This is a genomic window from Streptomyces puniciscabiei (assembly GCF_006715785.1).
In the GTDB taxonomy this organism is placed as follows: domain Bacteria; phylum Actinomycetota; class Actinomycetes; order Streptomycetales; family Streptomycetaceae; genus Streptomyces; species Streptomyces puniciscabiei.
The window spans coordinates 4,385,262-4,410,074 of the sequence record NZ_VFNX01000001.1 but is presented as its reverse complement, the minus strand read 5'-3'; the positions used below and the strand labels follow the sequence as shown (position 1 = coordinate 4,410,074).

Genomic DNA, 24,813 nt, shown 5'->3' with positions numbered 1-24,813 from the left:
ACCTGCCCGCCCACGCCGTACAGAACCGCTGGGCCTGGCAGCTGGGCGTCCTGCACGCCGCCCTCGACCACCTCGACGCGCTGCACGACCAGTGGGAGCAGACCCGCGACAGCCTTCCGCTTCACGCCCGGCCCGGTACTGCGGCCTTCGACGACGCCCTCGCCGAACATCACGCCGAGTGCTGGAGCTACCTCGACGACTGGGCCACCCACGGCCACGTCCTTGGCGACATCAACGCCGCCGCCCGGCACGCCCCCTCGCCCCTGGCCCCACCGCCGACCGCGACCTCCGTCCGCTCGACCGGCCGCAGCGGCCCGGTACGGAGGTGAGGCGCGTGCACGAGACCATCGAGCAGGCGCTCATCTCCCCCCGCTACCTCGCCGGCGGCGGCGACCCCGCCTGGGTCACCGTCCCGCTGCACCGCGCCTGCGGCTGGAGCTACGGGCACGACCCGCTGATGCCCCGCGTCATCCTCACCAGCCCAGACCAGCAGGCCACCCTGCACATCGATCCCGACCCGGACGAGCCGTGGTGGACCGTGCGCCACGCCCGCTCCGGCGACCAGCCGGCCTGGTCGGCGACCTTCGACGCCCGCACCCCGGTCGAGATCATCGCCGCCCTCACCGACGCCCTGACCGCCCCCACACCGCCGGCCTCCGGGCCCGAGCCCTACGACGTGCTGCGGCGGGCGGGGTGGCACACCGCCGGCGAGAGCCTGGCCTCGCCCGACCGTATCGCCGCCCTCGAGCACGTGGGCGAGGACGGCCCGTGGTTCGCCGACGCCCGCCTCGACCAGGACGAGGGCGGCCTCATCTGGCGGGCTTACCTCAGCAACACCACACCGCAGCACCTGGTCGCCGCCTTCGCACAGGCCCTCGCCGACCCGACACCGGTGCGCCGCTCTCCCGGCCGCGTCCCCGCACTCGCCCGCGACCACGCGCTCACGCGCACCGTGCAGCTGCCGGTCGGGGACATCGCCTTCGCACTGGAGCAGCGCATCGCGGCCCTGGCCGCCCGGCGAACGGACGCCGCCTCGAACACGCCCGTCCCGAAGCCACCGCGCGTGCCGGCCCCCCGCCGCACCCGCTGACCGTCGCCCTCCCGACCACCCCCTGGAAGCGCCCTCTTGCCCAACACCCCCGCCCCCTCCGGCAGCAGCACCGACGGCTACGACATAGCCTTCCGCGTCCTGCTCGGCGCCATGGCCATCGCCGTCCCGCTCGCCAACCTCGCCTGGCTCGGCGGCAACACCACCGCATGGCTCACCGACTCCGGCCCCTGGGCCCCGTACCAGCCCGTCGAAGCCCTCCTCCACCCCAACCGTCTCTGGCCCCACCTGGGGGATACGGCGCTGCTGGTCGGTGCACGCATCGTCCCCGGCGCGGTCCTGATCGCCCTGGGCGTCGTCGGCGCCGTGCTCTGGTCACAGCACCACGGCGGCAGCGGCGGGCGGAAGAAGAAGGTCGCCGGGATGGCGAAGCCCAAGGACATCGAGCCCCTGCTCGCCAAAGCCATCACCGCCAAGGCCCGCTCCCTGCGCCCGAGCCTGAAGGACGCCAAGACCATCCAGGCGGCCGACACCGGCATCCTGCTCGGCAACATCCAGGGCACCCGCCGCGAAGTCCGCATGGGCTACGAGGACGTAGCGGTCGCCATCATGGCGCCCCGTTCCGGCAAGACCACCAGCCTGGCCATCCCCTCCATCCTGGGTGCCCCCGGCCCGGTCCTGCTGACCTCCAACAAGGCCGCCGGCGACGCTTACACCGCCACCCTCGAAGCGCGAGCCAAGGTCGGCCGGACCTGGTCGATGGACCCGCAGCAAATCGCCCACGCGAAGCGGGAGATGTGGTGGAACCCGCTTGCTGACGCCAAGACCCTCGAAGGCGCCGGCCGGCTCGCCGGGCACTTCCTCGCCGCCTCCGTCGACGCCTCCCAGCAGGGAGACTTCTGGTCCAAGGCCGGATCCAACATCCTCTCCCAACTGTTCCTGGCCGCGGCCCTGGACGAACGGCCGATCACCGATGTCATGCAGTGGCTGGCCTTCCCCGCCGACCGCACGCCGCTGGACATCCTGCGCGACCACCAGTTCACCGCCGTCGCCGCACAGCTCAAGGGCACGGTCGAAGGCCCGCCCGAGACCCGCGACGGCATCTTTGAGACCGCCCGCCAGTACGCCGCCGCGCTCCTGAACTCCGAGATCGCCGCCTGGGTCACCCCGCAGAAGGACGTGCCCGAGTTCCGGCCGTCCGAGTTCGTCACGTCCCGCGACACCCTCTACCTGCTGTCGAAGGACGGCGGTGGTGGCGCGAGCGCGCTGATCGCGGCATGCGCGGACTCGGTGATGCGGGCCGCGACCGCTCAGGCCGAACGCGCCGGCGGACGTCTCGACCCGCCGATGCTCGCGATCCTCGACGAGGCCGCCAACGTGTGCAAGATCTCGGACCTGCCGGACCTGTACTCCCACCTCGGATCCCGCGGCATCATCCCGATCACCATCCTGCAGTCCTACCGCCAGGGCCAGAAGGTCTGGGGGGATGCTGGCATGGACGCCATGTGGTCCGCCTCCACCATCAAGGTCATCGGCTCCGGCATCGACGACCCTGACTTCGCCGACAAGCTCTCCCGGCTGATCGGTGACCACGACGTGGAGACCAAGTCCACCTCCACCTCGGACTCCGGCACCTCCACCAGCGTCAGCATGCGCCAGGAACGGATCATGCCGGCCGACGCCATCCGCGCCCTGCCCAAGGGCACCGCGCTGTGCTTCGCCACCGGCATGCGCGCCGCCATGCTCGACCTGCGCCCCTGGTACCTCGAACCCGGCGCCGACGAACTGTCCGCCGCCTCCGGCCGCGCCTCCAAGGCCATCACCGCCCGGGCCGTCGCCAAGGCCGCACCCGCACCGAAGCAGGACGACTTCGGCATCACCGCGTAACCCCCACCTCACACACCCGGCGCTTCGCAAGGGCGCCAGGGCTGCCGTCCCCCGTCGGCACCGCGTCATGCCGGCATGCGGCACGGCTCACTCAGGCGCCCTTGCGACGCCCGGCCCCCTCACCCCGCCGAATTTCCCACGGACCTCAAACCGCCATGGCCTTCACCGATCACCACGCCGTCTTCGTCGGCTCCACCGACGACGGACACACCTTCGTCGTCGTCAACCAGCCGATCCGATCGGCCCACCGCATCCTGACCACCAGCGGCTTCACCGCCCGTGAGCATCAGGGCCGCACCCTGTACCTCCTCCCGCCCAGCACGTCCCGCGAAGAGGCGCACAACCGGACCGGCGAGGCCCTTCACCAACTACTTGCCCACACCATGGACTTCGTCGACCTCAGCTGGACCACCCGCTACCACGAGTCCGGCCCGGCGCCCAAGCCGACCGTCCACTTCGACCTCTCCGACGGCCACATCACCGCGACCGCCCACACCCAGGACGCACGCGGCGTGCTCGAACAGCACGGGTTCACCCCGACCGCCGCGGGCTACACCCTCCCTTACGAACTCGGCGAACGCGAAAGCGTCGGCATCGTCGCCCGCGCTGAGACACACCTGTGGTCCCTCGGCCTCCCCAGCGAAATCCGACTCGGCCTGCCCACGCCCGAAGCCATCACCACCACGCGGGGCCGCACCCAGGCCACCACGCCGACACCGCCGCCCGCACCTCAGCGGCACCGGCACACCCTCTGACCACCCGGCGGGCCCGCCCAAGCCCTCGCCCCCACGCGCCCGCCCGCACCACCGGCGACAACATCCGCGCCACCGCCCCGCGCTGACGCTTCCCTTCCTGGAGCCATGACCTCTTCCGACACTCCGACAGCACACGACCTCGCCCGCGCCCTCGCCGACCAAATCCATCCCAACTGCCCACCTCGCGACGTGATCGTCAGCTTCAGGGTCCGCCCCCAAGCCGCAGCCGAGTTCGGTCACCGCTCCCGCGGAGGACCCGTCACGAGCTTCGCGCAGTCGCTGCACGCCCGGCTCTACGGCCTACCCGCTGACCCCGATCCACTGCCGACCGCGCTGGACGAACTCCTCCAGTCCACCCACACCGCACAGACCGGCGACCAGCAGGCCGCCGTTCTCGCCCAGCTCGCCGAGCAGCTGCGCAACGCGGCCGAGATCCTCCAGTGGGCCCAGTACCACGCCCACTGGCAGAAGCTCCCCGCCGATGTCTTCGACTGGCTGAAGTCAGCCAAGACCGCCGCCCAGCAGCTCGCCGACGGTCTGGACCAGGCGAGCCCCGCCTTCGCCGGCCGCCCGGCTTCCCCACCGGCACTACCCCCGGCGCCGCCCGCCGCGCCGGCCACCGCCCCCGCCCGGCGCTGACCTCCACCCCGCGCCGGTCTGCACCCTCGTTCACGCAAGGACCCACGATTTCCGCAACCCCCGCATTCAAATCAATTTCTCTAGGCGCCGGCGTCCAATCTAGCGCGATGCTTGCCCTGTCCGCCGAGGGCATACTCCCGAAAGTCGACTACGCCATTTTCGCCGACACAGGCTGGGAACCCAGGGTCGTTTATGACCACCTCGAACGCCTGGAAAAGGAGATAGCCGAACCGGCAGGCATCCCCATCTTGCGCGTCACTTCCGGAAACATTCGCGACGACGCACTCGACCCAGATCACAGATTCGCTTCCATGCCGCTCTACATCCTCAACCAGGATGGCAAGCCAGGGATGACCCGACGGCAATGCACAGGCGAATATAAAATCAAGCCAATCAAAAAGAAGGTCCGTGAACTCCTGGGCTACCCGTATCCTGCCCGCATCCCGAAGGAGATTTTCGTCGAGCAGTGGGTCGGCATCTCCACCGACGAATTCCACCGGGCCAAGGACGCCGACGTCAAGTACATGCGCAACCGCCACCCGCTGATCGATTTGGGCTGGTCACGAGCCGACTGCGTCCGTTACCTGACCTCACTGGGACTGGCCGACACCCCGAAATCAAGCTGCCTCGGATGCCCTTTCCACGGAAACGCCCAGTGGCGCAGCATCAGGGACAACTCTCCGTCGGAGTGGGCGGATGTGGTGGCTTTCGACGCGGCGATCCGCAAGGGCAATGCCCGCGCCAACGCGACCGGCAACCGGCTGCTGGGCGAGGCATTCCTGCACCGCTCCCGCGTCCCTCTCGACCAGGCTCCGATCGACCACGTCACCGCCGCCGAATGGGCCGCCCTCCAGCACGAACTCAGCACCGACTCCCCGGACACCGAGGAGCTGGAGCAGGGTGTCACCGACGGATGCTCTCCATGGACGTGCCGCGGCTCCGAAGTAATGCCCACAAAGGATGACTTCGGGCTGGCTTCGTGATAATTGACCTATTCAGCGGCCCAGGCGGCTGGAGTTCGGCGCTGACCATGCTGGGATTTCGGGACGTGGGCCTGGAATGGGACGAGTGGGCCTGCAAAACCCGCGCCGCGGCAGGCCAGCTGACGATCCGCACCGACGTAGCCCTGTATCCGGTCTGGCCTTTTGTGGGGAAGACTTCGGGGCTAATTGCGTCACCACCTTGTCAGGCGTGGTCGCGGGCCGGCAAGCGCCTCGGGCTCATCGACCAGCCGCTGGTCCACCAGGCCGTCGCCGACCTCGCCCAAGGCCGCGACACTCGCGCCAGGCTGCTGACCTCGTGTCGCGACGAGCGCTCCCTGCTCGCGGCCGAGCCGATGCGCTACCTGCATGCCCTCCACGGCGTCGGCGAGCCGGAATGGGTGGCGATGGAGGAAGTCCCGGACGTGTTGCCCCTGTGGCGCCAGTACGCAGCCGTGCTGCGGGGCTGGGGCTTCTCGGTGTGGACCGGGATCTTGAATGCCGCCGACTACGGCGTGCCACAGACGAGGCGGCGGGCGATCCTGCTGGCCTCCCGTACGCGCACCGCCGCGCCTCCGCCGCCCACGCATGCGGACGTCGCCGAACCGGAAACGCTGTTCGGGCCGGGCCGCTCTCGGTGGGTATCCATGGCTGAGGCCCTCGGCTGGGGCGCTACCGACCGTCCCGTGCCCACCGTGTGCGCCGGCGGCGGGCCCGGCGGCGGTCCCGAGCCCTTCCCCTCGGGGTCACGCAAGTCCCTCGCCAGCGCTCGCGACCGCGGTACTTGGAAACCGCACACCGTACCGATGGTGCTGAAGTCGCCTGCTGAGATTGCGGGTTGGGCTGACGATGAAGGGATCCGGGAGAACCGGCTCGCCGATGCGTCGGCCCCGGCGTTCGGCGCCGGGACGCACGGCTGGTCGTGGTCGTTGCGCAGCAACAATCAGGCGAACGCGACGGTGCGCGGCGTAGACGAGCCCGCCGGCACCTTGTTCTTCGGGCACCGGGCCAACGAATGCGTGTGGGTCGCCGAACCGGCATCCGGTGGTGAGGGCGAGGAGCGTCCGGTTCCGGAGTCCATCCGGATCACCGCCCAGGAAGCCGGCATCCTGCAGACCTTCCCCGCCGACTACCCCTGGCAGGGCAACAAGGGCCAAGTCTTCAGCCAGATCGGCAACGCCGTCCCGCCCCGGCTCGCCGCCCACCTGCTCGCCCCGCACCTGGGCAAGACCCTCACCCCCGACGACTTCACCCTGGCCGCTTGATGCCCCGCCCCACCGACCCGTACGAGGACGACGACTTCGACGACCTGCCGCCGAACCCGGCCGTGCACTACGCCGAGCAGTCCCTGCTCGGCGCCCTCCTGCTCGAACCCCACCGGCTCGCCGACATCGGCCCCCTTCAAGCCGACCACTTCAGCAACCACACCCAGGGCGCCCTCCTCTCGGCCATGCGCAGCGTGCCGCCACCCGACCCCGAGGCCCACCGCACCGAGGTGGCATGGCTGAACACCGTCATGGAAGCCGCCCGCCCCGAAGCACCCGGTCTGACCGCCTCCTACCTCCACACCCTCATCCAGGTCTGCCCCCGGCCCCAGCACGCACCGGCGTACGCACGGATGATCCGGGCCGATCACGCCCGCCGGATGCTGCGCATGCACGCCGAACGCCTGGCCTGGACCGCGACCGATGCCACCCTGCCGGACCCGGCCGCCGCCACGCTGGCTCAGGCCGATGTGCTCGGACGGCTTTTGGAGGATCTCTCCGGGCAGTTCGCCCCGCACCCCGGCTCGCTTCCACGCACCCCGCTGCCGGCAGCACCGCCGCGGGACAGCGGCGAGGAAGCCGTGGACGAGGAACGGCTCCTCCTCGCGACCGCCACCGCGCACCCAGCAGAACTGAAGACCATGCGGTGGCTGCAAGCCGAGGACTTCGCGCTGCCGCTGCACGGCGCCCTGTGGCAGTGCCTGACCTCACTGGTCCACCGTGGTGACCCTGTCGATCCGATCACCGTGCTGTGGGAGGCCCAGCACCGCGGCCTCCTCGCCGACGGCATCACCCCCGACGACCTGATGACCCTCGTCTCCACGCCCGTCGGCTCACCCGAGTACTGGGGCGAGAAGGTCCTGCAACGAGCCCTGCTCGCCCGCGCCCGCACCGTCGCCGCGCGGATCACCGCCTACACCGAGGACCCCGCCAACACCCCCCACCAGCTGATCACCGGCAGCCGCCGCGCCCTGGCCGACCTCACCGCCTTGCGCACCCGCTGGACTCACGCCACCGCCCCGGCACCGGCCGCCAAGCCCCGCCAGACCGGGGCCGCGGCGACGCCCCCGCGGGCGGGCCCTCCCCGGACAGCGGCCCCGTCCGCTGCACGCGTCTCCCGCTGACACCGAACCGCCTGTGGTCGGGCCCCTATGGTCCGGCCACAGGCCGACACGAGGAACACTCCTTGACGGACCCCGCCATCGACGCACACGTGCGCCTCGACACCCACCCCAGCCACTCCAGTGCGGTGGCCGCGACCCTCACCGGCACCCGGCACCGCACGGCCCACGCTCTCCTGGCCGCCCGCGGATTCGAACCTGTCGACGACCGCACCCTGGTCCTCGCCCGCATCGACCACGAGGAGCCGTACTGGGCGGAAAAGGCCGCCCAGGCACTGGCCGCCGAGGGCATCACCACGGAGATCACACCCCAGTTGCGTGAAGCCATCGCCGCGGAATGGACATGGGCCAACTACCCGCTGCCCTGGCTCACCCGCGAGGAGATGCGAGAGGTCTCCAACGAAGCCCAGAAGATCTACGACGACATCCGCCACGGCCGCCTCGTCATCCACGCCCACGCCGACGACAGCGGCACCACCGTCGCCGTCGGCACCTACCGCGACGGCAGCAAGAGCGTGTACCTCCACGGCGAGAATCACCTGCGGCAGGTCGCCGACGTCTACGGCTCGCCCGCCCAGGCCATCGCCGCCTTCGAACGCCTCCACGGCGACACCCTGCGACCCGGCCCCGCGCCCACGACCGACACCGAACGCCAGACGGCCGAAGCCCTCACCGCCCTGCGTGCGCCGGCCGCAGCCGAGCCAGAGCCGCCCGTCCAGCGGTCGGAGACGGTTCCCTCCTACGCCGCGGATCCCGGCGACCACGACGCCATCCTCCATCAGTTCCTGGCCGTGCACGACGACTGGGAGAAGTGGCGCACCTTCGGCGACGACACCACCCACGCCATCCACGAATCACAGACCCTGCGCATCGAACGCGTCCACGAAGCCGATCCCCGCGAGAGGGCATGGACCATCGCCGCCTACGAGAGTCCCGTCTCCGACCGGATGTGGCACCTTACGGCAACCGGCGCCACGCCGGCCCCCGTCCTCGAGACCCTGCTGACGCGTCTCGCCGAGGGTGACGCCTGGGACACCGCCATCGGCAGCCCCGTCACCGAGACGACGGTTGCCGCAGCAACCCGCGCGCTGACCGACGCCGGCTGGAAGCACACCGTGAACGGACGCTGGATTCGCTGGGAAACACCCCAAGGTGACGCCGGCGTCCAGTTCGACGCCTTCGCCGCCCAACATCCCCACAGCACCCTCGCCACCTGGACCCTGTGGGCCGGCCCCACCATCGACCGCCCCACCTGGGAGATTAACGCCTCCCCCTACACCTCCGCCACGCTGCTGGCCCACCTCACCGAGGACCTCGCCCACGGCACCGGCACCCGACGGCACAGCCCCACGAAACCGAAACACACCGCCAAGCTCACCACCACGCCCACCACCGTCCCCCCCGCACCGGCCTCACCGCAGACCAGCCGCACCCGCTGACCGGTTCGCGTCCGAGGCGCGAGGCCACGACTGGCGAACCGCTCACCCGCAGTGTCCTGCCCTCCGCCACGTTGGAGCAGGCCCTTCACGCGGTGCGAGTCTCAGGCAACCCCGCAGTGCGGGACGTACGCATCCCCGTTGGCGACAAGGTGGTGTGGACCGTAAGTTGCATGGGCACGGCGCCCGTGCGGGGCGCGCCAGCGCAGCCGACGGCATGCGTATCGCCGCATGCCCGCACTCCCTGCCCGAACAGTCAACCCGTGGCCCTCCTAGGATCAGCTGGTCGAAGGAACAGGTGGCAAGGGCGGGAGACAGCAACGTGGAGTTCGCAGTGGTCGATGACGCCCACTTCTTCACAGACCGAGTGGAGAACGCCGACGCCCTGCTGGTGCGCGACCCCTGGGATGACTCCGGATACCGCACCACGTTCAGACTCATCCTTCTCGTTGACGGCCGTCCCTGGGAGATCGGCACCGTGAAGATCGGCCACATCTCGATGGACGGTCACATCTCGATGGACGGGGACGACGTGTGCGTCGTGCCCCTGCCGGCGCGGTTCAGCCAGCTGGACCGCCGCTTCTTCTCCCTCGGGCAGGATGACGGTTACTACGAGCGGCTCCGGCAGATACCCGGCGGGCACCGCGAAGAGGTGCTGGAAGCCCTGCACGACATGGCGTACAGCGAGGACAGCTTCCACACCGCCATGCAGCACGACGTGACGCGGAGGTCCTTGGTCCGGTTCGTAAAACTGGCCACCGTCCGAGGGCAGTTGCGTCGCATCGCCCGCGGTGGCGCGCGCAGAGACTTGTTCGACATCACCTACGAGCCCCCTGCCCCCCGCGGCATCGAACCCCCGCGCCTGCGGTTCCGCGTCGTGCCCGACTCCCAGCCTCCCAGCAACGTCCACGCTCTCACCGGTCGCAACGGCGTCGGGAAGTCGTACCTCCTTTCCCACCTCGCCCGGGCGGTCGCCGCCGCCGAGCCCCAGCCCGCCCGGCTCGGCCAGGTGATCGAGTTCGGACGTGAAGGGCGCTCGTTCGGCAACCTCGTCGCCGTCTCCTTCAGTGCCTTCGACGAGTTCCCCCTCGTCGAGGGCGACGAGATGTTCACCGCCTCCTACGTGGGCCTGCGCGTGCCCGGCGCACGCTCGCCGAAGTTCAAGACGCCCTACGCGCTGCGCCGGGACTTCCGCGAGAGCATCGAGGCGTGTCTGACCCGCGAACGTGCAGAACGCTGGATCCGCGCGCTGCGCACCCTTGACTACGCCGGCAGCGGCTTCCTGGAAGAGGGATGGCTGGAGGACTTCGAGCACACGGCCAGCCCGGTCGTCCGCGGGAAGAAGGCGCGGATGCTGTTTCGCGGCCTCAGCTCCGGCCACAAGATCGTGCTGCTGACCATGACCCGGCTGGTCGAGCATGTCGACGAACGCACCCTGGTGATCATCGACGAGCCCGAGGCCCACCTGCACCCACCGTTGCTGGCCGCCTTCATGCGCGCCCTGTCCGATCTGCTATCCGACCGCAACGGGCTGGCGATCGTCGCCACGCACGCTCCCGTCGTGCTACAGGAGATCCCCGCCCACTGCGTGTGGAAGCTCCACCGCTACGGCCAGCACCTCGGTGCCGACCGTCCCCGGATCGAGACCTACGGCGAAAACGTCGGCCTGCTCACTCACGAGGTCTTCGGCCTGGAGGTCGCCGAGGCAGGCTTCCTGCGCGAGCTGCGCCGCCTGGTCGAGGAGAACTACTCCTACGAGGCCGTGCTCGACCGCTTCGGGCATCGACTCGGCGGCGAGGCCCGGCTCGTCCTGAGCGCCCTGATCAGCATGCGCGACGAACCGGACGGCGAGATCGGGGAGGAGCACTGATGCGCCACCTGGACCCGCCGGCCTTCGACACCCGCGCCACGTACCTCACCTGCATCAGCAACGCCCGGCCGACAGCCAAGAAGCGCTTGGAGACCTTCGAAGAGCCGGTCGTCTGCGCCGGCGACCAGTACGAGGCGGCGGCGAAGAACCAGGCACTGCACAGCCTCAAAGACCTGGCCGCCCAACCCGCCGACCAAGCGGACCGCAAGGCGCTGCGCAAGGTCTACAAGGACCGCATGGCCAAGGAGGATGTTCCCGGCCGCGACATCTACGACGCCATCAAGGACGCCGCCAAAGAACTCTGCCCACTGTGCGGGATCGGCAAGGTATCGACCATCGACCACCAGCTGCCCCAGGCCAAGTACCCGCTGCTAGCGGTCGTACCGGTCAATCTCGTGCCCGCCTGCCGGGACTGCAACACCGGCAAGGGCGAGCACTCGCCTGCCACCGCGGAAGACCAGACCCTCCACCCCTACTACGACGATCTCTTCCATGTTCCTTGGCTGGCCGCCCGCCTCGTCAAGAAGACCGGCTCGAAGCCGATGACAGCACGGTTCTACGTCAGCGCACCTGTCGACTGGGACCCGACGCTCGTCGCCCGGCTCGAAACCCACCTGCGCGTGTTGGACCTCGACGGACGCTACCGCCTACAGGTCGCAAACCACCTCTCCACCCTCTTCCACATGTTCACCGGCCGACCCCGCAACGGCATCGCGGATCACCTCGCCAGAAGCGCCGAGGGCTGGACGAAGACGAACCCGAACAGCTGGGAGAGCGCCCTGTACCGAGCACTGGCCGCCGAAACCTGGTACATCAACGGTGGCTGGAAGGAAGCCGCACCACCGCACCTCTAGGCCATCCCGCCGTAGCGCAGCAGCGAACCGGAGCTGAGCGTTACTCCGACTGGTCGATGATCGGGCTTATGACCCACCGCCTGGCGAGGCCACACCGCGGGCAGGCGTGAACCGGCCCGCTGCCGGCTCGGCCAGCCAGCCCCGTGCGACCAGGCGTTTCGCCTTCAACCACAGCGCCTCCACCCGCGCCGGAGCCACGTCCATGCCGAAGGCGACGGCACAAGACCGTGACCAAGGCCCTCGCCGAAAGGCACCTGCCCGTCGACCCGGTGCGGGGACGGCCGCCCGTCTGACCCCCTCCGGGCAGGCTGCCGCTTCTCGTGCTCGCCTATGGGAGCTGTTACCCGGAGCACGCCAGCCCCTACAGTTCCAGGGCGGGGCCGAAGAACAGCAAGGAGTTCAGGTGAAACGTCAGCGCGCCACCGAGCTGCTCCAGGAGATGCTCGGCAACCTGGAACAGGGTCGGCGCCCTCTGGATCTCGTGGACGAGGTCTACGTCTTCGGCTCCTATGCCCGGGGTGCGCTGGAGCCAGGCGACCTGGACGTGTCCGTGGTGCACCGCACCGACACCGACTTCGCCGAAGACGTCGTCAGCGCCCTGATGTACGGGCGTGACCCCATGGCGGACATGAAGCGCGCACTCAAGGGCAATAGGCGAGGAATCCAGTTCCAGTTCAACCAGAACGACCAACTCCCGCCGGGCAGCGAGCCGCAACTGTTGTGGAAGCGCGGTGACACACCCGCCGCCGCCCTGGACCGGCTGCACGCCATCAAGGCCGACCCCAACGCCGGCCGGGCACCGCGCGACGCGATGATCGAGCAGTTCGACGGGCTCGACCGATGGATTCCCCTGCCCGTACGCGCCCGGCTCATCGACCTGCTCGACGCCGGCGCGATCGAGATCCACCGCATCGAACTGCCGGACGGCGATCCCTCCAGCCCGGCCGCGGCAACCGCCCTGGCCAGGCGCTGGAAGACGGACAGCCCGCTGCGCAGGGCCGCTGCCGCCGCCGTGCACTACGTCGAAGAAGCAAGCATCGCCGCGAAATCCGTCTGGGTCCAAGGCCGAGCCCTCGACCCGACCCGACGCGACTACGGCGCAGGAGCACTGTGGATCAACCTCGGCTGGTACGACTTCAACCAGCTTACCTACCGCCTCCGCGACGGAGCGCAGTCTTTGGAGGTGGTCCGCCCCACCCGGACCCAGCCGCTGCACGCCCTCCACATCACAGTGCGCGACGCCGCCGCTCTGCCCATCCTGTGAGGCCCCCGGCCGAAGGCCGGGTTGACGCGAGGCGACTCAACTCAAGGCGCGAGGAGCCGCTCCTACGCCACGCCTACGAACAAGGCGACGCACGCCAGTGGAGCGACCTCCTGCCCAGCGGCCAGGAGCCCCCGCTCACCCTCGACCCGGACAGCGGGCTCCTCGAAGCCGCCACCCCGGAGACGTACCTCGCCCTGCGCCAGGACGACCTTCCCTACCACCGCCGCTGAACCATCCGAACTGCACGCGACCCCGGTGCTCGCCACCACCAAGGCGTCCAGAGCCAGGCGGGCAAGGCGGGCCCCGCCTATAGGCCGGCCAGTCTTGACCCGCAAAGGGGCGCAACGCAGCCTCTGGGGCGTGACCACCGCGGCGGTACTGCCCAGGAGACGCGGCCGGAATATAGCCGCAGCTCGGCGGTTGGCCAAACGCTCGATCCTCCGGATGATTGTTAGTCCACCGCCATTACCTGACCGGCACGTCGAAAGGCATCCGTACGGCCCCAGACCACAACTGCACACCCTCACCCGCGCCCTGCAAATCCGGCACGCCATCTACGCTGCGGCGTAGCTGAGGCGGAACAGCTCCTGGGCGCGCTCCAGGTCCCGCTCCGTACGCAGCTGCACCTCCAGGTCGCCCGTGCCGTGGTGACCAAGCCCCGTCACATCCCGGGTGAAGCCGGGGATGAGGTCGACCTTCTTCGGGTCGGCCTTGAGGTAGACGAGGAGCTTGGTCTGCTGCGGCGGGCAGACACACGCGAAGTTCCGCAGCCGCTGGTACGCCGCGTACTGCTTGCGCTGGACCCGGGTGATGCCGTCCCCGAGACCGAGCAGCACCTCGTCGGCCGCCTCGGCAAGCTCCGCCAGGGCACCGCCCTGCGAGCGGGCCGGCGGCAGCCCGGCCGCCCGCCGGCGGACCCGCTTGGTCGTGGCCGAGTGCCCGGTGACGGAGGCCACGGTCTCAAGCCCGATGTGGTCGTTGCCGAAGAAGCGGTAGCGGACCAGGTCGATGCTGCGCCGGTGCTCGCGCACGGCGTGGGCGTCGTAGCGGGTGAAGTCGCCGGCGATGCAGATCAGCCGGGGTGCGCTCCACAGGATCTGGGACGCGGCCGGGGCCCCGAGCCGGTCGCGGACCAGGTTCCGGAAGGCGTCCTTGTGGGCCATGAGCCACGACATGTAGTACAGGCCCTGGTTGATCACGCCCGCGTCAGTCGAACGCTTGTACTCCACGACCACGGGCGCGTTGTTCTCGTCCAGGCCCAGCGAGTCGATCCGCCCGCCGTCAACACAGTCGATGACGTACTCGCTCGCCAGGAACCGCACCCCTAGCATCGTCTCCATGTGCGCCTCGATGAGGTCCTGGACATCCGCCTCGACCTCAGCAAGACGCGGCGTGACCTCGGCCACGCCGCCGTTTATCGTGTGGAACAGCTTCAGGCCCGACACCTTCCCCTCCTCGGTTCGAAGATCGGGAACGTCGGGCGGTACCGGAATGTTTCCGCGAGAGGCTTCGGGCCTGTGAAGATGGTGTGAGAAGCTACCTCCGGGCCACGTGGGCGCGCCAGCGTCCCACGGATCCCAGGGATCTGCTGATCCCACATAGGTCCCACAGGTACCTGGGACGAGCGCCCGGAAGACTGCGTTTGCGCAGGTCAGCCCCCGTAGCTCAGTGGATAGAGCACGTGCCTTCTAAGCGCTTGGCCGCAGGTTCGAGTCCTGCCGGGGGCGCACGTGTCAGCCCTCCCGTCTGGGAGGGCTTTTTGCTGGTCAGGGTGGGTGTCACTGATCACGACGAAGCCCCGGACGCCCTCTTGATGATCAAGGGCAGACTCCGGGGCTGTCCGGCTGTCACCGGGTTTTCGCGGGTGGCCGTGTCGAATACGTGTCGAAGTTCTCGACCCGAGGAAGATCAGCCAACGCCCGGCACCTCCGCCTCAGGGAGGTCTCCCGCAGCTTCCAGTCGCCGTCCGAGGTACGGCAGCTGCCCGTCCGCCGCCCGGTGGGCGACTCGTTACGTGCACCGCGCCACGCCCGACGGATGACGGAGCCGGCAAGGATGCCATCCGAATCGCCGTGGAACAGCAGACCACCTGGCTGGAGTCGCCGTGCGGATCAGCACATCGCACCACTGGACGTCGGCGTCGGGCTCGGGCGGGGCCGCGTCCTCCACGCGCATGGCTACGGTTTCCTCCGGGCGGGGGCCGCAGCAGTACCGCGTGGCGAAGGAGGCGTGGAGCCGCTTGCCACCGCGCGGCACGGCGCCGTATCCAGTCCAGGATTGCCGCCGGCTGCTCGGCATTGGGCACGGCCCGCTTGTCCACGGCGTTCGTGGTCCTGGTGTCGGCTGTCGAGGGCGCTCTATGGCACTGCGAGGGCAACCGCTCCTCGCTGAGCAGAGACTCGACGGGACGCGTATGTGTCAGTGCACCACTGTCCGCTGGGGCGCTTGGGAAGTCGCATTCGCAAAACGGCTGGGAGGCGCTGCCGGCGGCATGGATCTCCGCGCAGCACATCGGCCGCTGCAGCGGTACGGTGTGCGGCATTTCGATCGCCTGTTCTGCGATCGCTGAACCAACAAGGGGGTTCCATGAAACACCGCCGCCCGCGCCACCGTCGCAGAGGGCTCGCCAGAGCGGTCGGTACGGCGGGTGCGCTGGCCGTGGCGCTCGGTGCCGGGATGACACCGGCGATGGCCGCCGGGAAGACGTCCGACAAGCCTGCGGCCACCGGGTTCTCGCCCGACCAGACCGACCCGAAGACGCCCTGGGCGCCCGAGAACGACGAGGCGCCGCTGGACCACAAGGCCGTCCACCGCGATGCCCTCGCGTCCGGCCGCACGGACACATCCGGTCTGCAGCTCAACATGCCCGCGCCGACCGGGCCGTACAGCGTGGGCATGGTCGGCCTGCACCTCATCGACAAGTCCCGTACGGATCCGTACGTCCCCGGCAACACGCCTCGCGAGGTGATGGTGTCGCTCTGGTATCCGGCCACCGCCACGTCCGGGCACTACCAGGCGCCGTGGATGCCGTCGATCTCCGGCGCCCACTTCCTCGCCACACGAGGACTGTCGCCGCAGCAGGTGACCCTGCCGAGGACCGCGGGCCATGTCCTCGCCCCGGTGAACACCAAGCTCGGCAAGCTGCCCGTCCTGCTGTACTCGACCGGGCTGCACTCGGACCGCGCGATGGGCACCGCGCTCGCCCAGGATCTCGCCAGCCGCGGCTACCTCGTCGTCACCGTCGACCACACCCACGACGCCAACGAGGTGCAGTTCCCCGGCAACCGGCTCGAGGTCAACACGATGCCGGCGGGCGCCCACTCCTCCGACACGCTCAAGGTACGCGCGGCCGACATCCGGTTCGTCATCAACCAGCTCGGCACGATCAGCAAGGGCGGCAACCCGGACCCCGGCCACCCCACGCTCCCCACCGGGCTGTCGACGGCCGTGGACATGTCCCGCATCGGGATGTTCGGCTGGTCGCTGGGCGGCGCCGCGGTCGACACGTCCATGCAGCTCGACCACCGCATCGCCGCCGGCGCCGACCTGGACGGCCAGTTCTTCGGGACGGCGCCGAGCAAGGACCTGGACCGCCCCTTCATGCTCTTCAGCTCCGGCACCCACAACCGCAACAACGACGGGTCGTGGCGCACGCTGTGGTCGCATCTGAAGGGGTATCGGGTCGACATCCAGCTCCACGGCGCGGCGCACCTGTCGTTCAGCGACAACGAGTGGATGGTGCCGCAGGAGGCGGGCCTGCTCGGGCTCTCCCAGGCCCAGCTGCAGCAGCAGTTCGGCACGATCGATCCCGACCGAGCGGTCAAGGTCCAGTCCGCCTACCTCGCCGCTTTCTTCGACCAGGAGCTGCGCGGCAAGCACAGCACCCTGCTGGACGGACCGTCCAAGAGCTATCCAGAGATCTCGTTCGTCCGCTGACCGGCTGTCGACCGTACAGCTGACCGGTCGTCCGAAGGGCGGGTCCCGTTCGCGGATCCGCCCTTCGGCGTGTCGGGAGGGGCCGCCCCGCATGCGCCGGCGATCACCAGGGGCCCCGCTCGCACTGGGCGTCGTTGCCGCCTGCGGCAGGTGGCACCTCCCTGGCGCGCCAGTGGCGGCGTCCTGAGCGGTCCCAGGTCACCCGACGCCGACCGACAACGGCCGAAGCCCACGGTCTCCGGCCGCACTGAGCAGGCCGTAACCGCCAAACGCAGCCGCCCCCTTCAGAAGCGATGAGGACCGCTCACCGCCAGGTGGTGACCGCGCTTGGTGGGTGGTGAGGACAGCGTCGCTGCGATCGCCTGGAAAGGCCGGAAGGGCGGCCTCGACAACTCACCCGGTGGAGTCCGTCGCGACGCGTGCGATCGCAAAGACTGCCCCGTCAGAACGGATCCTGGGGGCCGATGCTTCGTCCGGTGTCGGTGGGCGGGCACATACCGTCTCCCGGACAGCTGTCGGCGGTGCGCCAGTCCGCGCGGCGACTGTCCCTCATGGCTGATGCAGAGGAACGCGGCGAGAGGACTGCCTGTCGGCACCTTCAGCAAAGCCGTCGGCCGCCCGTTTACCTGGGTCGAGTGGTGCGAACGGTGACTCGCGGGGCAGCTTCACCTCCGCCCCGGTATCGCGCAGAAGGTCTTGGATTTCCTTGCGACAAGCGTGTGCTGACGATCGGCCGCGCACGCCCGCAGATCGAGGCGGCGGCATGCCTTGCGTCGGCCGCCGAGTGCAGGGCGCAGCTCTCCGAGCAACTTGGCCAGTTGGAGAAGCCAGGGGGCGACCTGCGCATGTGGCTTCGTGCCATGCGTGAGGGCTTCACGGACTTCATCGAGGCCGGCGGACCCAGCGGGGAGCGCTTCGGACCAGGCTCCGACAGACGGTTCAATGAGGCCCTGGCACAGCTGCGCAACCGTATCCAGCAGCAAGCGGACGAGGTCTCGGGTCGGTACAAGCTGACCGGTCTCATCCTTCCCGAGCACGAGAGATAGCCGACCGGTTTCTAGCTGAAAGTAGACCGGCTCGGCGGCAACCCACCTGGGGATTGCGCACGTCCCGGACCTGCCACGCCGGGCCGTCCCTGGGCCGTCCGAGGCTGCTCAACAGCGGCCAATGACGACCAACGACGACCACTAGGCGCACGAGCCCACCACCCCCGACCAGCAAAAACCCAGCTCCCCAAGATCCCCGGCAAGACCCAGGGCAAGAAGACAGGTCTCGTCACGCCCTTTGATTCTCTGGACGCGGCGGGTAGACCGCACCCGCTGGCATTGGTCACCGTCCGGCCTGGGTGAATCCTGCTGCGTGCGGCTACGTTCGTCGGACAGCCCCCGTTCACGTGGCTTCCTTTGAACGTGCGACAGGCCGTATGTCAAGCAGCGACTCGCCGACAATTCCCGGCACCCCACCAGCATCGCGGGTGACTAGACGTTAGAAGATCACCCGCAAGAACTAATTGCTGTCCAACTGCTTGCGTTTACAGCGCACTTGATGGCCCACCAACTCTGTCCCTGAGTGACCTCGAGGGTCTCCGCGTACCCGATTCAGCCCCACAAAGCCGGGATCCCGATTTGCTCGATATGACAGCGATAAGGGGTGTTAGTACGTTCAATCACGCACCGGCTGCCACAGCGGGCGCTCCTGTCCCAGTCTCAGAGGAGAGCAAGCGATATGTTCACGATCCGTTCCCGCAAGATCGCCACGGCCGTCGCGGCCGCCGCGGCCATGACCGCGACTGGTATCACCTACGCCTCGGCCGCCTCGGCGCCGGTTCCCCAGGCCGCCCCGGCGGTCACGGCAGCACCGTCCGGCGGTCCCAGCACTCCCAACACCAACGAGGGCAAGGGCAACGAGGGCAAGGGCAACGAAGGGAGAGAAGGAGGGGGGCCCCGCCGCCATTTCGAGGGCAGGGTCTTCTTCAACGAGCGCGAATTCTCCGGCCGCCCCGACGGCTGCATCACCGTCGTCAGCGGCCTGGGTGCCAAGACCCTCAACATCCGCAACGACAGCCGCAACGTGGTCGAGGTCTTCCGCGGGGCCGTCTGCGACAATGGCGCCCCCGTCGCCACCGTCGGCCCCTTCAGCTCCGCCAACGGCGTCTGCCCGAGGTTCAAGGACGATGACGAGCACGAGCACGAGAACGGGAACTGCGAGGAGCGAGAGCACCACGAGAACGGCGAGCACCACGAGAACGGCGAGCACCACGAGAAGGGTGAGCACAACGAGAATGGTGAGCACAACGAGGAGATGGAGGGCGGCGTGAAGGTCAAGAACGGAGTCGTCGCCAGCTTCCGCGTCATCTGCCGCCACGGGATTGGCGAGGGCGGCGCATTCGGCGAGGGTGGCGGATTCGGCGGGGGTGGCGGATTCGGCGAGGGTGGCGGATTCGGCGAGGACTGAGGCCAGCAGCCACCTGATGCGCACGCTGGAGAACGCCGGCTCACCGGAATTGGGCCGGCGCTCTCCGGCCAGGCGCACAATACAGGAATCGGGCCGGGATCCTGTTCATTCCCGCCCCTCTGGCCGCAGAGGCCCTTACCGGACGCAATGGCCTGCGCAATGACGTCCCCAAGCTCCTTGGAGTCGTTGCTGAGATGGAGCTACGACGCGACGGTTTCTGCCTCGGCCGAGCAGCCCGCGGCGCGCAGGGGACGAGCGGGGCCGACCGTCGGGAGGCGCCCACGGCAGCGAGCAGGACAGCTGCTTCCTGTTCCCTGCCGATGGCATCGAGGCCCTGATCGCCGAGATCGACGCCGCCGCGAAGCACCGGACTGACGCTCACTGTCATCAGCGAGGTCAACCCTGCTGGCCGCCCGTTGCGGTACAGCAGCGGAGTACAGCAACCACCGCGACCGCAGCCGACCGACATAGACCTTCGAAGTCCCCATGACCAGCGTCCTGGACCACAACGGCCGTCCGGCCGATAGTTCGGGACGAAGAGGTCTTCCCCGGCGGCGAGCCCAGGACGGCGAATCGCGTGGCCGTCTCCCGCCACCAGGAGTCGTCGTCCAGCACACCGGTCGGCGCCACGTCGCGCGGGATATAGATGCGGGCCAGTCCGGTGCGGTGACTCCCCCTCGTGGCTGACGCAGGAGAACTCGGCAAGAGGGCTGCCCGTCGGCACCTTCAGCAAGGTCGTCAGATGCCCGTTTGCCTGGACAAGGTTGGTGTGAACGGTGACACGCAGGGCCGCGTCAGCGGCGGTCCACGGGTCGAGCGTCCCCCATCCGCCGACGTACACGATCTTGCGGGGTGGGCGACGAACGAAGTTGCCCTTGCCGTGGATCTTCTCGACCAGGCCTTCGCCCTGGAGGACTGTGAGGGCGCTGCGCAGTGTCACCGTGCTGACCTTGTATCGGTCGGCGAGGCCGGCCTCGGACGGCAGGCGTTCGCCGGGTTTGATGCGGCCGGTTGTGATCTGGCGCCGGAGATCTTCGGCGATGTCGTGGTGGCGTGATGGCGCGGTCCGGGTCACCGCCTTCTCAGCACGCGAACGGCGGTGAGCCGGGATCGCGTGTGTATGGTCAGCAGCTCACCCGACTCGAAGAGGAGTTGCTTGGCGCCTTGACGGAGTTGGAAGAGGTCTGCCACCCGGCAGGCCTGGCCACCGAGTTGGATGACGTCGCCACGCTGCACGGTGGTCGCGGTGACCTCGATGGTGGATACCAGCGCAGCGCCGGGTGTCCAGCCGCTCACCGCTGCGCCTCCACGAGCGTGGACCGGTCGGACGCCGAGTGGCAGAGGCAGGCGCACGTCTCGTAGACGACTGGTAGGTCGGTCTTACGGGCGCAGCGCCACGTCCGACGGATGACGGATCCGGCGAGGATGCCGCCCGACTCGCCTTGTAACAGCAGATCACCTGGCTGGAGCTGTTCGTCCTCGATGTGCTGCCGGAGGATGCGCGTCAGGGCCGGATGGCCCGGCAGCTCGCACCACTGGCCGTCGGCGTCGGGCTCGGGCAGGGTCACGTCCTCCACCCGCAGGGCTACGGCTTCCTCGGGGCGTGGGCCGCAGTGCGCCGGCGCATCGCGTACTTCATGGCGACGTTGAGGATCCGGTGGTTGCGCTTCCGGGACCAGGCCGCCGCTTGCTTGCCGTCGAGGCGCGTGTCGATGGCCCGCAGGAGCTGGCCGACCTTCTCCGGGTGCCTTCCAAATCGAGATGGGAAGGGAGTTCCTCTCGACCAACTTCGGCGTACTCGGTGAGAATGCCGCGCGTTCGTGGAAGCGAGCAGGGGACGAATACCGTCGCGCAGTGGCCCTTCGTCGGCTCGCAGCGGCACGCCCGGGACACGGGTCACCAACTCGACGTACAGGGTTCCCGGGCAGCCCGTCGTTCGGCGTCGTTCGGCTCCCACGTCCCGGCAATCCCCACCCCACGCAGGTTGAGCTTCACGCTGACGCTTTCGGTGCCCGCACCATTCGCCCCCCGCGCTCATGCCTTGACAAGTGCCGTTTTGACGATTCGCGCCCTGCTTCCACCGTACCCGCAGGATCATGGATGCGGTGTCCCTGGCGGGCGTGCAGGCTAGCGTATTGGGGGGAAGTCAGTGACCGAGTCAGTGTTCGTCAGTTACGCCGGCCCGGACCGAGCCTGGGCGGAGTGGGCGGCATGGCACTTGAGGGACGCCGGCCACCATGTAGAGCTGGACGTGTGGGATTGGCGTACCGGTGACAACTTCATCGAACGGATGACCGACGCCATGCAGCGTGCGACCGTAGTTGTGGCGCTGTTTTCCAACCACTACTTCCATCGCACTCGGTGGACCCATCAGGAGTGGACATCGGTCATGGGTGACCGGGGGCGACTCATCCCGTTGACGATCGAGCCCCTGGCTGACACCGATATCCCCGACATCCTGGCCGCCGTGATCCGCAAGGATCTGCACGGCCTGGACGAACCGGCTGCGATCGCCGCCTTGTTGGCCGCAGTGAACGGCCCTACCGGCCCGGGGGCACCGCCGGTTTTCCCTGGCGGCGCACACGCCCCCGCACCGGCAGGCACTTCTCACGCTGGTTCTCCTGATCGGCGCCCCCGGATGCCTGCCGTTGCAGGCCAGCCGCGGGTCTGGAGCGTGCCGAGCCGCAACCTGCATTTCACAGGCCGCGAGAACCTGATCGCCGAAATGCGCGAGGAACTACTCGGAAGCCAACGTGCCGTGGTGCAGGCCCTGCGTGGGCTGGGCGGTATCGGCAAGACACAGGTCGCGCTCGAGTACGCCCATCGTTTCGCAAGCCAGTACGACATCGTGTGGTGGATCGACGCCGAGCAGACCGATCAAATCCACATACAGTACACCGAGTTGGCTACGCGGCTCGGAATCGCCAGCTCCAATGGCGGCGCCGAACGCAACACCCGCACGCTGCTGGAGCACCTGCGTACCCAGGATCGCTGGTTGATCATCCTGGACAACGCCGACGACCCCGGCGACTTCGAGACGCTGCTTCCCGCCGGGCCCGGTCATGTCCTGATCACCTCACGCAACCCCGAATGGCGCAACGTCGTCCGCAGCCATGACCTGGACGTCTTTCCTCGCGCCGACTCCTTGGCCTACTTCAGCGCCCGCATTCCCGGCATCGACCCAGAACATGCCGACGCCCTCGCAAACGACCTTGGCGACCTCCCCCTCGCCCTCGCCCAGGCCGCCGGCGTCATCACCAGCGGCGTGCCGCCGATCCGCTACCGCCGCCTGCTCGCGGACAAGACCGCCAAGCTGATGGCCAAGGGCATTCCCCCCGGCTACCCCACCCCCCTGGCGGCCACGGTGGACATCGCGATCTCCCGCTTGACAGCCGACCATCCGGGCGCCGTTGCGCTGCTTCGGATCGCCGCATTCCTGGGCCCCGACCCCATCCCCACCAGTTGGCTGGAAGCTGTCGGCGACCAGCTTTCCACCCTCACGGTCGATACAGAGGACGTCCTTTGGCCGTGGTCCGCCCTTCAGCCTTTGAACCGCTACGGCCTGGCCCGCGTCGACCACGAAACCTTCCAAATCCATCGGCTCACCCAAGCCATCGTCCGCGACCACGCCACTCCAGCCGACGCCACCGCGGCACAGGACGACGCCACCAACCTCCTGGCCGCCGTCAATCCCGGCAATCCCGTTACCCCGGCTGCCTGGCCTGAATGGGCCGCCCTCACCTCCCACCTCACCGCGCACCCGCCCATCACCATGCACCGGCCCCCACTGCGCCAGGCTTTCCTCAAGGCCGCTCGCTACCTCGTCCATAGCGGACAAGCACGGGCAGCCCGCGACCTGACCATCAATGTCCACTCCACTTGGACCGCGATCTCGGGGGCGGATCACCCCGACACTCTCGCTGTCGCCGAAACCCTGGGCCACGCCGCCGTCGACTTCGGCAAGCACTCTGAGGGCCGCCGCGTTAACGAGGAAACGTTCGAGAAACGCCGCCAAGTCCTGGGCGAGGACCACCCCGACACCCTCAACTCCGCAAACAATCTCGCCTCCACCCTGAACAGCCTCGGGGAGCACGCAGAGGCCCGCCGCATGCACACCGACACGCTTGCGCGACGACGCCGCATCCTCGGTGAAGACCACCCCGACACCCTCATCTCCGCAAACAACCTCGCCCACACCCTGAACGGCCTCGGGGAGCACACGGAAGCCCGCCGCATGCACACCGACACGCTTGCGCGACGACGCCGCATCCTCGGTGAAGACCACCCCGACACCCTCACCTCCGCAAACAACCTCGCCTCCACCCTGGACAGCCTCGGGGAGCACACGGAAGCCCGCCGCATGCACACCGACACGCTTGCGCGACGACGCCGCGTCCTGGGCGAGGACCACCCCGACACCCTCACCTCCGCAAACAACCTCGCCTCCACCCTGGACAGCCTCGGGGAGCACGCAGAGGCCCGCCGCATGCACACCGACACGCTTGCGCGACGACGCCGCGTCCTGGGCGAGGACCACCCCGAGACCCTCCAATCCGCAAACAACCTCGCCTACACCCTGAACAGCCTCGGGGAGCACACGGAAGCCCGCCGCATGCACACCGACACGCTTGAGCGACGACACCGCGTCCTGGGCGAGGACCACCCCGACACCCTCAACTCCGCAAACAACGTCGCCTCCACCCTGGGCAGGCTCGGGGAGTACACGGAGGCCCGCCGCATGCACACCGACACGCTTGCGCGACGACGCCGCGTCCTCGGCGAAAACCACCCCGACACCCTCACCTCCGCAAACAACCTCGCCTCCACCCTGGGCAGCCTCGGCGAGCACACGGAAGCCCGCCGCATGCACACCGACACGCTTGAGCGACGACGCCGCATCCTCGGCGAGGACCACCCCAGCACCCTCACCTCCGCAAGCAACCTCGCCTACACCCTGAACAGCCTCGGGGAGCACGCGGAGGCAGTGCGACTACTCAAGGAAACACGCACTCGCAGCCGCCAAACGTTGGGCGATGATCACGAATTCACCCAGCGGGTCACCGCGAGCCTCGCCACCGCACTAACAGCCGCAGGTAAGCGACACGAAGCACAAAAGTTGCTTGCATCCCGCAAAGCAGGGCAGCGACGAACGCGGCGGAAGTCCCGCTGAAGCCATAAGGTCCGGAGTCGAAGACGGTTGAGGCCTCCGGCTGGGCAGCCTTCCCCCAAGAACGGTAAGTCAGGATCCGGATTCGGTCTGATGGGCGCCAGCGGGTACCGTGAGTCTCGGTCCGCGCGTCCTCA

Annotated in this window: 19 protein-coding genes, 1 tRNA gene and 1 pseudogene; 17 read left to right on the top strand and 4 right to left on the bottom strand. The window is 68.9% G+C overall.

The genetic code is table 11. The features are described from left to right. The first annotated feature begins 334 nt into the window (after positions 1-334). The 12 genes from FB563_RS20350 (at position 335) to FB563_RS20295 (ending at position 13,349) form a co-directional block, all read left to right on the top strand. On the top strand, positions 335-1,090 hold the full coding sequence (locus FB563_RS20350) for an SPDY domain-containing protein (protein ID WP_234358002.1): 756 nt from the start codon (positions 335-337) through the stop codon (positions 1,088-1,090). Positions 1,091-1,126: 36 nt separating this feature from the next. After that, on the top strand, positions 1,127-2,935 hold the full coding sequence (locus tag FB563_RS20345) for a type IV secretory system conjugative DNA transfer family protein (protein ID WP_055710556.1): 1,809 nt from the start codon (positions 1,127-1,129) through the stop codon (positions 2,933-2,935). 155 nt (positions 2,936-3,090) lie between these two features. After that, on the top strand, positions 3,091-3,690 hold the full coding sequence (locus tag FB563_RS20340) for a hypothetical protein (RefSeq protein WP_055710557.1): 600 nt from the start codon (positions 3,091-3,093) through the stop codon (positions 3,688-3,690). Positions 3,691-3,795: 105 nt separating this feature from the next. Then, positions 3,796-4,329, top strand: a complete 534-nt coding sequence (locus FB563_RS20335) for a hypothetical protein (RefSeq protein ID WP_142218832.1) — start codon at positions 3,796-3,798, stop codon at positions 4,327-4,329. A gap of 107 nt (positions 4,330-4,436) precedes the next feature. Beyond that, entirely contained in the window at positions 4,437-5,312 is an 876-nt protein-coding gene (locus tag FB563_RS20330) for an adenine nucleotide alpha hydrolase family protein (protein ID WP_079049027.1), read from the top strand. Continuing rightward, a complete protein-coding gene (locus tag FB563_RS20325) occupies positions 5,309-6,574 on the top strand; it encodes a DNA cytosine methyltransferase (protein ID WP_079049026.1) in 1,266 nt (421 codons plus the stop codon). Before FB563_RS20330 ends, FB563_RS20325 begins: the two co-directional genes overlap by 4 nt. Then, positions 6,574-7,698, top strand: a complete 1,125-nt coding sequence (locus FB563_RS20320; protein WP_055709195.1) for a DnaB-like helicase N-terminal domain-containing protein — start codon at positions 6,574-6,576, stop codon at positions 7,696-7,698. The genes FB563_RS20325 and FB563_RS20320 overlap by 1 nt, the downstream gene beginning before the upstream one ends. A 62-nt stretch (positions 7,699-7,760) precedes the next feature. Then, positions 7,761-9,134 (top strand): SPDY domain-containing protein, encoded by a 1,374-nt coding sequence (locus FB563_RS20315; RefSeq protein WP_055709194.1) that lies wholly within the window; start codon positions 7,761-7,763, stop codon positions 9,132-9,134. 319 nt (positions 9,135-9,453) lie between these two features. Then, the gene (locus tag FB563_RS20310; protein ID WP_055709193.1) at positions 9,454-11,001 is read left to right on the top strand and encodes an AAA family ATPase; all 1,548 of its coding nucleotides are present in this window, start codon (positions 9,454-9,456) and stop codon (positions 10,999-11,001) included. Then, entirely contained in the window at positions 11,001-11,855 is an 855-nt protein-coding gene (locus FB563_RS20305) for a hypothetical protein (RefSeq protein WP_055709192.1), read from the top strand. Before FB563_RS20310 ends, FB563_RS20305 begins: the two co-directional genes overlap by 1 nt. Before the next feature lie 403 nt (positions 11,856-12,258). Further along, positions 12,259-13,119, top strand: coding sequence for a nucleotidyltransferase domain-containing protein (locus FB563_RS20300; RefSeq protein WP_055709191.1), 861 nt, complete (start codon positions 12,259-12,261; stop codon positions 13,117-13,119). Next, positions 13,116-13,349, top strand: coding sequence for a hypothetical protein (locus FB563_RS20295; RefSeq protein ID WP_055709190.1), 234 nt, complete (start codon positions 13,116-13,118; stop codon positions 13,347-13,349). Before FB563_RS20300 ends, FB563_RS20295 begins: the two co-directional genes overlap by 4 nt. 324 nt (positions 13,350-13,673) lie before the next feature. Here FB563_RS20295 and FB563_RS20290 read toward each other — a convergent pair whose 3' ends face one another. Beyond that, entirely contained in the window at positions 13,674-14,564 is an 891-nt protein-coding gene (locus FB563_RS20290) for a DUF5655 domain-containing protein (protein ID WP_055709189.1), read from the bottom strand. Positions 14,565-14,773: 209 nt separating this feature from the next. On the opposite strand from FB563_RS20290, the gene FB563_RS20285 reads away from it, so the two are divergent. The 4 genes from FB563_RS20285 to FB563_RS20265 all read left to right on the top strand — a co-directional run bounded on the left by FB563_RS20285 (position 14,774) and on the right by FB563_RS20265 (position 19,509). Further along, positions 14,774-14,846: transfer RNA gene (locus FB563_RS20285), tRNA-Arg, on the top strand. Between the two features lie 859 nt (positions 14,847-15,705). After that, positions 15,706-17,055 carry an alpha/beta hydrolase family protein gene (locus FB563_RS20275; protein WP_234357964.1) on the top strand — a complete coding sequence of 450 codons (1,350 nt, stop codon included), beginning with the start codon at positions 15,706-15,708 and terminating at the stop codon, positions 17,053-17,055. 719 nt (positions 17,056-17,774) lie between these two features. Continuing rightward, the gene (locus FB563_RS44090; RefSeq protein ID WP_055709187.1) at positions 17,775-18,101 is read left to right on the top strand and encodes a hypothetical protein; all 327 of its coding nucleotides are present in this window, start codon (positions 17,775-17,777) and stop codon (positions 18,099-18,101) included. A gap of 679 nt (positions 18,102-18,780) precedes the next feature. Further along, positions 18,781-19,509, top strand: a complete 729-nt coding sequence (locus FB563_RS20265; RefSeq protein ID WP_055709186.1) for a hypothetical protein — start codon at positions 18,781-18,783, stop codon at positions 19,507-19,509. A 548-nt stretch (positions 19,510-20,057) separates the two neighbouring features. Here FB563_RS20265 and FB563_RS20260 read toward each other — a convergent pair. From FB563_RS20260 to FB563_RS44085, 3 genes and pseudogenes are all read right to left on the bottom strand, one after another. Next, a pseudogene (locus FB563_RS20260) lies at positions 20,058-20,584 on the bottom strand (GntR family transcriptional regulator); the annotation flags it as partial. Continuing rightward, positions 20,581-20,805 (bottom strand): hypothetical protein, encoded by a 225-nt coding sequence (locus FB563_RS20255; protein ID WP_055709185.1) that lies wholly within the window; start codon positions 20,803-20,805, stop codon positions 20,581-20,583. The pseudogene FB563_RS20260 and the gene FB563_RS20255, both read right to left, overlap by 4 nt. Then, a complete protein-coding gene (locus tag FB563_RS44085; protein ID WP_234357963.1) occupies positions 20,802-21,077 on the bottom strand; it encodes a hypothetical protein in 276 nt (91 codons plus the stop codon). Before FB563_RS44085 ends, FB563_RS20255 begins: the two co-directional genes overlap by 4 nt. A 581-nt stretch (positions 21,078-21,658) precedes the next feature. Here FB563_RS44085 and fxsT point away from each other — a divergent pair. Next, complete coding sequence (gene fxsT / locus FB563_RS20245) at positions 21,659-24,679, top strand: FxSxx-COOH system tetratricopeptide repeat protein (RefSeq protein ID WP_142218831.1); 3,021 nt, start codon at positions 21,659-21,661, stop codon at positions 24,677-24,679. Positions 24,680-24,813: the final 134 nt, after the last annotated feature.